Raw genomic sequence first — 12,058 nt, 5'->3', positions numbered from 1 at the left:
ATCAATTAACAAAAGGATTGAAGTCTAATTAAAAAAAGATTTCAATCCTTTTAACTATTGACTGAAATAAAAATCCAGTATCTTTAGGTTAATATTTTATTGTAAAATTAGAGATGAAAATTGGGAATATTGAAGGAAATAATAGAGAATCACTTTACATTGTAAAGTAATTATCGTTAAAATTTAACATGGTTAAGTTATGGGGACATTTTAGTGCGTTAAAGTATAAAAAAGTAAGGAAGCGTTTTCATTTAAGGGGAAAGTGGTGAATAAATGAAACTAACTAACGTTGATAAAAGAATTTTAGAGATGCTTACTAAAAATGGACGGATGTCATACGCCGATATTGGAAAAGAGCTTAATTTATCAAGAGTTTCGATCCGTGAACGTGTAAATCAATTAATAAAAAACGGTGTGATTGAGAGATTTTCAGTAGTTATTAATTCAGAAAAAATAGGAAAAGGTGTATCTGCTTTCTTTGAAGTTGATTGTGAACCAGCATTTTTGGTAGATGTAGCTCAGGCACTTGCAGATAATCCAGTTGTAGCTAGTTGTTATCAAATGACGGGTCCAAGTACTTTACATATGCATGTATTAGTCGATGATTTTGTCAGTTTAGAACAGTTTATAAATAATGAATTATATGCGTTAGAAGGAATCACAAGGGTAGAAAGTCATATTTTATTACGAAGATTTAAAAGTAGAAATGGCTTAAAATTATAGTTACTTTGGCGAGAGATTGGTAATCTCTCGTCTTTTTTTACTATTTTTTGTAAAAATTCATAAAAATATAGAATATTCTGTCTCCTAGGGGTATAATCGAGAATAATTAAATTTACATTGTTAGGTTATTAGTCCTTGCAAGTTAACAAACGTATGTAATTTTAGTTAATATATTTACAAATGGAGTAGGTGGAAAGATGGCGTCACTTATATTAAGAAGGTTGTTTCAATTGTTTTTATTATTGCTAGGTATCTCCTTTTTAGTCTTTGCTTCTATGCATTTAGCACCTGGTGACCCAGCAGCAGTCATTGGAGGACCTACAGCAACAAAAGCTGATCTAAATGCTATTCGTGAAAGCTTGGGGCTGAATGACTCGTTTTTTGTCCAATATTGGCATTATTTATCTGGCGTACTTCATGGGAATTTAGGATATTCCTTTCAAACGAAACAGTCGGTTGCAGAGGCAATTTCAATCCGTTTTCCTAATACTTTAAGTTTAGCAATCGCGAGTATGATTGTTGCAGTAATAATCGGAGTAATAACAGGTATTATTTCTGCACTTAAGCAAAATTCTTGGATGGATGTATCAAGTACAATAATTGCACTTGCGGGTATATCAGTACCTAACTTTTGGTTAGGTGCCATCCTTATTCTGATTTTTGGGGTTAACTTACAACTATTGCCTGTTGGGGGACTAGATTCACCAATTTGGACGGTAGCAGGATTTAAGCAAATCCTTTTACCTGCAATTGCACTCGGTACAGCTTCAGCAGCGATGATTGCAAGAATGAGTCGCTCATCTATGTTAGAGGTAATCCGAGCAGATTACATACGAACCGCAAGAGCTAAAGGTGTAAAAGAAAAATCGATTGTTTGGGTTCATGCTTTAAAAAACTCGATGATTCCAGTTATCACTGTTATTGGTTTGAATTTTGGGTTCCTTCTTGGAGGAACAATAATTACAGAACAAGTATTTGCAATAAACGGTGTTGGAAGATTAATGATCGATGCAATTGCTGCTAGAGATTTTCCAATGGTACAAGGAGCAGTTTTACTTGTGGCGTCTCTGTTTGTAATTGTTAACTTAGTTGTTGATATTTTATACGTATTTATAGATCCAAGAATTAGCTACGATTGATTGGTAGAAAGGAGGAAGAGTTTTGTCTACAGAAGTTGTCATCAATAACATAAGCACAAAGCAAGCTACGACTAAAAAGAAAGAAAAATTTATTGTTCAAACGTTTAAACGATTAGTGAAAAATCGATTAGCCGTATTTGGATTAATCATTATTGTTTTACAAATTTTAATGGCAATATTTGCACCATTAATTACTGTCCATGATCCAATTAAACAAAATTTAACTTCAACGGAGCTGCCAATATTCTCAAGTGGACATTGGTTAGGAACTGATAATTATGGAAGGGATATGTGGAGCCGAATCGTATTCGGATCTCGTGTATCACTAGTTGTTGGATTTAGTGCAGTCATTCTCGGATTAATTGGTGGGATTACAATTGGCATGCTAGCTGGATATTTTTCAAAACTAGATGGCCTGCTTATGAGAATAGTAGATTTATTATTTGCTTTTCCTGGAATTCTACTAGCTATGCTAATTATCGCAATTCTTGGTACAAGCTTAGTGAATGTAGCAGTTGCGATAAGTATATGGTCAATTCCTTCATGTGCAAGGATCGTTCGTGGTTCAGTTTTATCGATAAAAAAACAAGAGTACATACAAGCAATGAGGACTTTAGGTGCAAGTAACTTACGGATTATGGTGAAGCATATTTTACCAAACTGTATGGCACCAATCATTGTTTTTGCCACAATGAGGATGGCTACGTCGATCTTATCGACAGCATCACTTAGTTATTTAGGTCTCGGGGCTCAGCCTCCAACAGCAGAATGGGGCTCAATGATTTCCCAAGGGCAAGACTATATGTTTTCTTCACCTCATATGACAATCGTACCAGGAATCGCAATTATGCTGATTGTTTTCTCTTTTAATGTCGTAGGTGATGGGTTAAGAGATGCTTTAGATCCAAATATGAATATTAACGATTGAGGAGATGGGTTAATGAAAAAATGGATGGTTATCGTAATTAGTGCAATTCTTCTACTTGCTGGTTGCTCTAGTAAAACTACTGGATCAAATAGCACTAATGTTTCACAAGAACTTACATATGCTTCAACATCAGATGTTGTAGGTTTATCACCAATTTTAACAAATGATGCTGTTTCAGCTAATGTCATCATGCAAGTTTACGAAACATTATTTAAAAGAAATCCTAAAACAATGGAAATCGAGCCTTTATTAGCAGAATCTTATACTAACCTAGATGATAAAACTTGGGAAATTACTTTAAAAAAGGGAATTAAATTTCAAGACGGAACAGATTTTAACGCAGAAGCAGTAAAATACACATTCGATAAATTCCGTGACCCAAAAACTGCTGCTCCACGTGCATCATTATTAGAACCGATTCAATCAGTTAATGTAATTGATGATTACAAAGTAGAAATTAAAACGAAATATCCATACGGACCACTTTTAGCTGCACTTGCTCATACTGCTGCTTCAATCGTTAGCCCAGAAGCAGATAAAAAGAGTGATTTAATGAAAACCCCTGTTGGAACTGGGCCATTTAAGTTTGTTAGCTGGACACCTGGTGACCAAATCGTACTTGAAGCAAACAAAGATTATTGGAATAGTGCACCTAAACTGAAAAAAGTTACATTTAAAGTAGTACCTGAAGTTTCAACAGCTATTTCAATGTTACAAACTGGGAAAGTACAATTTATCGATGCACTACCAGCAGAACAAGTTAAACGTTTAGAATCAATTAAGAATGTAAAAGTTTCAAAAGCAGAAGGAACACCTGTTTACTATTTAGGATTTAACATGAAAAAAGCACCAATGAATAACTTAGCATTCCGTCAGGCAGTTGCTTATGGATTAGATCGTAAAGCTTATATTAATCAGTTAAACGGTCTAGGAATCGAAGGTAATAGTGTAATTGGACCAAAAGTTTTCGGATATGACGCATCTGACGAAAAAGTTGGTTATTCATATGATGTAGAAAAAGCTAAAAAGCTAATTAAGGATAATGGTTTTGAAGGAAAAGAAGTAAAAATGCTTGTTCCTAACCGAGATATGTATATGAAAATGGCTGAAATTGCTCAATCTCAAATGACTGAAATTGGCTTAAAAGTTAAGCTTGAAACAATGGAGTGGGGAACTTTCCTAGATGCAGCAACAAAAGGGCAATACGATGTTACATTCTTAGGCTGGTCAAATAGTACAGCTGATGGTAGTGAATTATTCTATCCTAACTTCCACTCTGACAATTTAGGATCATCAAACCGAATTTCATATAGTAATAAGCAATTTGATCAGTTAGTTAATGAGTCTCGTCAAACGATTGATCCAGATGCCAGAAAAGAAAAATTAAAAGAAGCAAATGAATTATTAGTTAAAGATGCTCCAGTAATCGTTATGAATCAAGGTGTAGTTACTTCTGCAGTTGATCAATCGGTTAAAGGTATTGAAATCGATCCTACTGGCCAATGGTCATTATACAACGTACACAGAGAGTAGGTAATAGTATGGCAACAGAGCTTCTATCTGTAAATAATTTAGTAACTACGTTTCGAACGGCTGATGGAGAAATCCCAGCTGTTCGAAACGTATCCTTTTCAGTTAATAAGAGTGAAACTTTATGTATAGTTGGAGAATCAGGTTGTGGAAAAAGTATTACATCATTGTCCATCATGGGATTATTACCAAGTAATGGTTCAATAAAAAGCGGTTCAATTCAATTAGAGGGAACTGACTTAACTAAATTATCAGCTGATGAATTAAGAAAAATAAGAGGTAATAAAATATCGATGATCTTCCAAGAGCCAATGACTGCGTTAAATCCTGTCATTACAATTGGTTATCAGCTACGTGAGCCACTTATGATTCACCAAAAGCTTTCGAAACAAGATGCAAATCAAAAAGGAATTGAACTTTTAAAGCAAGTAGGAATACCTTATCCCGAAAAAAGAATGAATCAATATCCTCATGAGTTAAGCGGCGGAATGAGACAAAGAGTTATGATTGCCATTTCATTAGCTTGTACTCCTGGCCTTTTAATTGCAGACGAACCAACAACTGCACTTGATGTTACGATTCAATCCCAAATTTTAGATTTAATCCATGACTTACAAGAAGAACTTGGAATGGGTGTCGTCATGGTTACACATGATATGGGAGTCGTAGCTGAAATAGCAGATAAAGTAATGGTCATGTATGCAGGAGAAAAAATCGAAGAAGGTCCAGTCGATGAGATCTTTAATCATCCAAGTCATCCATATACTAGAGGATTATTAAAATCTGTACCAAATGTTGATGATCCTGATTTTGAACTAGAAGCGATTCCAGGTTCGACACCGAGCTTAAATGAACAAATAACTGGTTGCCGTTTTCATCCACGTTGTGAACATGCATTAGCACGCTGCAAAGTTGAAGTACCAAAAGAATTTACAATAAAGGATGGGCACACAGTTAAATGTTGGTTAAGTGAGGAGGATGCGATATGACTTTAACGAAAAGTAAATCACCTTTATTAGAGCTTCGAAATGTTAAAAAATATTATCCGATTCGTGGAGGCCTACTAAAAAAAGTTCAAGGTCATGTTAAGGCAGTTGAAGAAGTAAGCCTTACACTTTTAGAAGGTGAAAGTTTAGGCGTTGTAGGTGAATCAGGTTGTGGTAAATCTACTTTAGGAAAAACAATTTTGGGACTTGAAGATATTACTGGTGGAAAAGTAATTTTTAAAGATACAGAAATTCAGCATTTATCTAATAAGAGTCGAAATGATTTTAAGAGACAAATGCAAATGATTTTCCAAGATCCATATGCTTCATTAAATCCAAGACAACGAATTGGTGATGCATTGGAGGAAGTTTTTGTTATTCATACGAATCTATCAAAACAAGAACGTAAAGAAAAGGTAATCGGTTTGCTTCATGAAGTAGGATTAAATGAAGATCATTATGATCGTTACCCTCATGAGTTCAGTGGTGGACAAAGACAACGAATTGGAATTGCAAGAGCTATTGCTCTAAATCCATCGTTAATCATTTGTGATGAGGCAGTTTCTGCACTTGATGTGTCAGTACAAGCACAAGTGTTAAAACTCTTAAAATCATTGCAAGCAACATATAATTTAACTTATTTATTTATCTCTCATGATTTAGGGGTCGTACGTTATTTTTGCGATCGAGTTTTAGTCATGTATTTAGGGAATACAGTTGAGTTAGCTCCAGCAGACAAACTATATAATAATCCATTACATCCTTATACGAAGGCGTTACTATCTGCGATTCCACGCCCAAAGGTAGGAAAAAGAACGGATAAAATTCGTTTGACTGGTGAAATTCCGAATCCAGCGAATCCACCTTCAGGTTGTACATTCCGAACTCGTTGTCCGCTAGCAACAGAACTTTGTGGTCAAGCAAAGCCAGAGTGGAAAGAAATTGAAGAAAATCATTATGTTGCATGTCACCATGTAGATGCTTAAAGGAGAAGAAACAGATGCAGTTAGATCATTTAAATAATCCATATTCAGCACAACGCCATACAACATTTGGAAAAAATGGAATGGTGGCAACTTCACAGCCATTAGCCGCGCAAGCAGGGCTAGACATATTGAAAAAAGGTGGTAACGCAATTGATGCTGCTATTGCTACAGCAGCAGCTTTAACGGTTGTTGAACCGACTTCAAATGGAATAGGCGGTGACGCTTTTGCACTAGTTTGGGTAAAAGGGGAGCTGCACGGTTTAAACGGTAGCGGTCCAGCGCCTAAGTCAATTTCGATTGAAAAGCTAAATGAACAAGGAATTGAGAAGATGCCATCTCATGGAGTGGTTCCTGTTACGGTTCCAGGAGTACCTGCAGCATGGGCAGCATTATCGAAGCGTTTTGGTAAATTATCATTTGAAGAGGTTCTACAACCAGCCATTACGCTTGCTGAAGAAGGTTACCCACTTTCCCCGATTTTAGGGAAGTTTTGGAATATAGCTTATGAAAAGTTTAAAAAGCAATTTACCACACCAGAATACGACGAATGGTTCAAAACATTCGCTCCAAATAACCGAGCACCAGAGATTGGTGAACTATGGTCATCTAAAGCGCATGCAAAAACATTACGTGAAATTGGTAAAACGAATGCTGAAAGTTTTTACCGAGGCAACTTAGCAGAAAAGATTGTTTCTTTCATGAAGGAACACAATGGCTATTTAAGTTCAGAAGACTTAAGTGAATATAAAGTAGAATGGGTGAAACCAATCTCAACGAACTATCGCGGATACGATGTTTGGGAAATTCCACCGAATGGACAAGGCATGGTAGCGTTAATGGCATTAAATATTGCCAAAGGTTTTAACTTTTCTACGAAAGATGATGTTGATACATATCATAAGCAAATAGAAGCAATGAAACTAGCTTTTACTGATGGAAAAGCGTTTATTACAGATTCAGAGCATATGGAAATTGATGTAGACGAACTATTATCGGAAGAATATGCAAGGTCGCGTAGAGAATTAATTGGTGACAAAGCGATCGAGCCAGAAAGCTATACTCCTCCTAAAGGTGGTACCGTTTATTTAGCGGCTGCTGATGGGGAAGGGAACATGATTTCCTTTATTCAAAGTAACTATATGGGTTTTGGCTCAGGGATCGTCATTCCTGACACAGGTATTGCCCTTCAAAATAGAGGACATGATTTTTCATTAAATCCAGACCATTCTAACTCACTAAAGCCTGGTAAAAGAACATATCACACTATTATTCCAGGATTCTTAACAAAAGATGGTGAAGCTGTAGGTCCTTTTGGAGTAATGGGAGGATATATGCAACCACAAGGTCATGCACAAGTTGTGATGAATACTGTGGATTTTCTACTAAATCCTCAAAGTGCATTAGACGCACCTAGATGGCAATGGATGGAAGGGAAAAAAGTGGTCGTCGAACCTCATTTTCCAAATTATATAGCCCAAGCACTTGCTAGAAAAGGTCATCAAATTCAAGTAGCTACAGATTGTAGTAGTTTCGGAAGAGGTCAAATTATTTGGCGTAATCCTAGGACCGGGGTGCTAATGGGAGGAACAGAATCCCGAACAGATGGCGCAATTGCAGTTTGGTAAAGGAATGGTTTAATGTTAAAACAATGGAGACTTTTTTTAGCTTTTTTCAGAGTAGGAATGTTAGGTTACGGAGGAGGTCCCTCTTCAATCCCTCTTATACATACAGAGGTTGTTGACAAGTATAAATGGTTAAGTAAGGATGACTTTTCAGATGTACTCGCAATCGGAAATGCTCTTCCAGGCCCAATCGCTACAAAGCTTGCTGGATATGTAGGTTGGAGAATAGGTGGCGTAGTAGGTATGCTAAATGCCATTATTGCAACAACTCTACCAACAGTCTTCCTACTTGTCCTTCTGTTATCTACACTGAATCACTTTAAAGGTATTGCCTGGGTACAGGGGATGTCAAAAGCGGTTGTTCCAGTAGTCGGAGTTATGTTGGCCACCTTAACATGGGAATTTGTAGAGAAGTCGAAAGAATCACTTGGCTGGAAAATGACTAGTAGTATCGTAGTAGCGAGCTTTATCCTCTTATATTTTTTAAATGTACATCCGGCTATATTAATTGGGTGCTTAGTTGGATACGCCTTTTTCTCAAAAAGTAAAAATGAAAAGAAGAAGAAGGTGAAGGCATCATGATTTATTGGAAAATATTTTTAGCATTTTTCTTACCCGGAATTTTCGGATATGGTGGAGGACCTGCCTCAATCCCTCTTATTGAGAATGAAGTAGTAGATAAGTACGGATGGCTATCTTCGGTTGAATTTAGTAATGTGCTTGCACTAGGTAATGCTCTACCAGGTCCAATTGCTACAAAGATGGCCGGGTATATTGGATATGTTGAGGGTGGAGTATTAGGATCCTTTGTAGGATTATTTGCATCAATCGCACCCTCACTAATTTTAATGATTGCTTTACTAAGTATATTAATGAAGCATAAAAGTTCACCTAAAGTTAAAAAAATGACTTCACTAGTAAGACCTTTAATTGCCGTATTACTCGGCATTATGGCCTTTGACTTTTTTAACGATTCATATACTGGCGTAGGTGTTACTCAAACAATTATTATTAGTGTACTTTCCTTATTATTTTTAGAACGCTGGAAAATTCACCCTGCATATGTAATCGGGGGAGCACTTGTTTATGGAGCAGTGTTTTTGGCATAAGGAATGAATAAACAGTAATTCTATTTGAACATTATTGATGCAATACCATTATGGATGTTGCAATCAATAATGTTTTTTTATTCGTCTTTCGATTATTTAAAAGCAGAATAAAACATTAAATGTGAACAATGTCACAAAATAGACAATTTATTGACACGATTTAGACATATAAGTTTAAGTCAAAAACCCTATTAGAACAGTAAACTATAAGTAACAAGGGATACCATTAACTGGTTTCCTGAAATCAATCTAATGAATTATTTGTGAAAAAGTGTTCAAAATTTCGCTCGGGCATAATGGAAATTTTTTTACAATGATCTTTAACCTAAGGGGGATGACTGTGAGTGTACTAGAGCTTGCAAGATTACAATTTGGTTCCACTACGATTTTCCATTTTTTATTTGTACCACTTTCTATAGGTTTAGTATTTATGGTAGCAATTATGGAAACAATGTATGTTTTTCGAAATAACGAGACATATAAAAAGTTAACAAAATTCTTTGGGCATTTATTTTTAATAAATTTTGCAGTCGGTGTTGTAACAGGTATTATTCAAGAATTTCAGTTTGGTATGAACTGGTCTGAATATTCCCGGTTTGTAGGGGACGTATTTGGAGCACCACTCGCTATTGAAGCATTATTAGCGTTTTTTATCGAATCTACATTTTTAGGCATTTGGATATTCGGTTGGGAACGACTTAATAAAAAAATTCATCTAATGTGTATTTGGCTTGTTGCATTTGGAACTGTAATGTCAGCATTTTGGATCTTAGCAGCCAATTCATTTATGCAGGAGCCAGTTGGTTTTACGATTAAAAATGGTCGAGCAGAAATGAATGATTTCTTGGCGATCATAACAAATCCACAGCTAAAGGTTGAGTTTCCTCACACAATAGCTGGAGCATTAGCAACAGGTGCATTATTTGTTGCAGGTGTAAGTGCATATAAAATCTTAAAAAAACAAGAAACAGAACTGTTTAAAAAGGCATTCAATCTCGCAATGGTAGTTGCTTTAGTAGCAGGAATTGGCGTGGCATTCAGTGGTCATTCTCAAGCTAAGCATTTAATGGAATCACAACCTATGAAAATGGCTGCCAGTGAAGGGCTTTGGGAAGATAGTGGCGACCCTGCAAGCTGGATGATTTTTGGTCTTATTGATTCGAAAAAGAAAGAAAATAAGTACGAAGTTGAAGTACCGTATCTACTAAGTTATCTTGCTTACGAGAAATTTGAAGGTAAAGTACCTGGAATGAATACATTACAAAAGCAGTATGAGAAATTATATGGTCCTGGAAATTATATTCCACCAGTTAATACAACCTTCTGGAGCTTTAGAATTATGGCAGGAGCAGGAATGGTTATGATTTTAATGTCGATGTTAGGGTTATATTTTAGCTATCGAAAAAAATTGGAATCTAAAAATCTATTCTTAAAGGCAACAATTTTACTTATTTCATTACCATTTATTGCAAATACAGCTGGATGGGTTATGACGGAAATAGGTCGCCAACCTTGGACAGTGTTCGGTTTAATGACGACGGCTGCATCTGTATCACCAAATGTTTCAAAAGGATCACTCATCTTCTCAATCACAACATTTACAACAATGTATGCAATTTTAGCAGTCGTTTTAGTTTACTTGTTTGTGAAGGAAATTAAAAAAGGGACACATCATGTTAAAAAAGAAGAGGTTCCTACTGTCGATCCATTTGAAAGGGAGGCCTATTACAGTTAATTATTAATTTATTAAAATTTATAAAAATATCACAATTTGTTCTAAATGAAAATCACCCATTGTGTTTAAATGTACATGAGGTGAGTAATTTGAAAGTTGATTCGATCCGTGGAACTGTACAAACTCTTAAAAATTTGAAAAAAAAAATGGTACTTGCGAAGAAAGTAAGATTAATACCAACTAAAGAACAAGAAACACAATTATGGAAGTCAGTGGGAACTGCTAGATGGGCTTATAACTGGGCATTGTCTAAACAAGATGAAAATTATAAATCAGGTGGGAAATTTATTTCTGATGCCATGTTAAGAAAAGAATTAACTACACTAAAAAAAAATGAAGAATTTTCTTGGTTGTATGAAGTATCGAATAATATTACAAAACAAGCGATAAAAGATCTTTGTAATGCGTATAAAAATTTCTTTAAAGGATTAGCAGATAAACCACGATTCAAAAGTAAAAGAAAATCAAAACCCTCATTTTACAATGATAATGTGAAGTTGAAAGTAAAAGGAAATATAATATTGGTCGAAAAAGTTGGTTGGATAAAAACTTCTGAAAATATACCAGATGAAAAATTCTATAATCCTAGAATAAGTCACGACGGAAAATACGGGTATCTTTCTGTAGGAATTGAAGAATCAAAACCAATTGTTGAACTGACGGATGTCTCACTTGGAATTGATGTAGGAATTAAAGAATTAGCCGTATGTTCAGATGGCACTAAGAAGAAAAATATTAACAAAACAAGCACTGTTAGAAGGGCAGAGAAACGTTTACGTAGGTTGCAACGTAGAGTTTCTCATAAATATGAAATGAATAAGGAGGGAAACCGTTTCGTCAAAACAAGCAACATTATAAAAATCGAAAAGAAGGTACAACACCTCCATAGAAGGTTGACCAATATCAGACTAAATCATCTTCATCAATCTACGAGCGAGATCGTGAGAACCAAACCATATCGCATCGTAATGGAAACTTTAAATATTAAAAAGATGATGAAGAATAAGCACCTTTCAAAAGCAATTGCAAAGCAGTGCTTATGTAAATTCAAGCGCCAAATTCAATATAAGTGTGAAAAATATGGTATTGAATTTGTTGAAGCTGATTAATGGTACCCATCTTCTAAAACGTGTTCAAGTTGTGGGAATTTGAAGAATGATTTAAAACTATCAGACCGATTATATAAATGTAAATGCGGTCGTGTAATAGATCGAGATTTTAACGCTGCGATCAACTTGTCACGTTATAAATTAGTATTATGATACCTAGACGTCATTACTAATATGTAGGATTCGTTGTA

10 protein-coding genes and 1 pseudogene are annotated in these 12,058 nt (G+C 35.4%); all 11 read left to right on the top strand.

Annotated features, from left to right (window positions below; translation table 11 throughout):
• Positions 1–273 precede the first annotated feature (273 nt).
• The 11 genes and pseudogenes from COC46_RS10640 to COC46_RS10590 all read left to right on the top strand — a co-directional run bounded on the left by COC46_RS10640 (position 274) and on the right by COC46_RS10590 (position 12,020).
• Positions 274–723 (top strand): Lrp/AsnC family transcriptional regulator, encoded by a 450-nt coding sequence (locus COC46_RS10640; RefSeq protein WP_098809691.1) that lies wholly within the window; start codon positions 274–276, stop codon positions 721–723.
• A 197-nt stretch (positions 724–920) separates the two neighbouring features.
• Positions 921–1,862: an ABC transporter permease gene (locus COC46_RS10635; protein WP_098809690.1), complete on the top strand. Its 942-nt coding sequence runs from the start codon at positions 921–923 to the stop codon at positions 1,860–1,862.
• A gap of 40 nt (positions 1,863–1,902) precedes the next feature.
• Positions 1,903–2,790: an ABC transporter permease gene (locus COC46_RS10630; RefSeq protein WP_098809754.1), complete on the top strand. Its 888-nt coding sequence runs from the start codon at positions 1,903–1,905 to the stop codon at positions 2,788–2,790.
• Between the two features lie 12 nt (positions 2,791–2,802).
• Positions 2,803–4,323, top strand: coding sequence for a glutathione ABC transporter substrate-binding protein (locus COC46_RS10625; RefSeq protein WP_098809689.1), 1,521 nt, complete (start codon positions 2,803–2,805; stop codon positions 4,321–4,323).
• 8 nt (positions 4,324–4,331) lie between these two features.
• Positions 4,332–5,309 carry an ABC transporter ATP-binding protein gene (locus tag COC46_RS10620; protein ID WP_098809688.1) on the top strand — a complete coding sequence of 326 codons (978 nt, stop codon included), beginning with the start codon at positions 4,332–4,334 and terminating at the stop codon, positions 5,307–5,309.
• On the top strand, positions 5,306–6,292 hold the full coding sequence (locus COC46_RS10615; protein WP_098809687.1) for an ABC transporter ATP-binding protein: 987 nt from the start codon (positions 5,306–5,308) through the stop codon (positions 6,290–6,292). The genes COC46_RS10620 and COC46_RS10615 overlap by 4 nt, the downstream gene beginning before the upstream one ends.
• Before the next feature lie 14 nt (positions 6,293–6,306).
• Positions 6,307–7,917: a gamma-glutamyltransferase gene (ggt, locus tag COC46_RS10610; protein WP_098809686.1), complete on the top strand. Its 1,611-nt coding sequence runs from the start codon at positions 6,307–6,309 to the stop codon at positions 7,915–7,917.
• Between the two features lie 12 nt (positions 7,918–7,929).
• A complete protein-coding gene (locus tag COC46_RS10605; RefSeq protein WP_098809685.1) occupies positions 7,930–8,496 on the top strand; it encodes a chromate transporter in 567 nt (188 codons plus the stop codon).
• Complete coding sequence (locus COC46_RS10600; protein WP_098809684.1) at positions 8,493–9,023, top strand: chromate transporter; 531 nt, start codon at positions 8,493–8,495, stop codon at positions 9,021–9,023. The genes COC46_RS10605 and COC46_RS10600 overlap by 4 nt, the downstream gene beginning before the upstream one ends.
• A 340-nt stretch (positions 9,024–9,363) precedes the next feature.
• Positions 9,364–10,758 carry a cytochrome ubiquinol oxidase subunit I gene (locus COC46_RS10595; RefSeq protein WP_098809683.1) on the top strand — a complete coding sequence of 465 codons (1,395 nt, stop codon included), beginning with the start codon at positions 9,364–9,366 and terminating at the stop codon, positions 10,756–10,758.
• A 146-nt stretch (positions 10,759–10,904) separates the two neighbouring features.
• Positions 10,905–12,020: pseudogene (locus tag COC46_RS10590) on the top strand (RNA-guided endonuclease InsQ/TnpB family protein).
• The last annotated feature ends 38 nt before the right edge of the window (positions 12,021–12,058 follow it).

The sequence above is a fragment of the Bacillus sp. AFS041924 genome (genome assembly GCF_002577195.1).
GTDB lineage: Bacteria > Bacillota > Bacilli > Bacillales > Bacillaceae_G > Gottfriedia.
The sequence above is the reverse complement of the archived record's forward strand: the minus strand, read 5'-3'. Positions and strand labels throughout refer to the sequence as shown.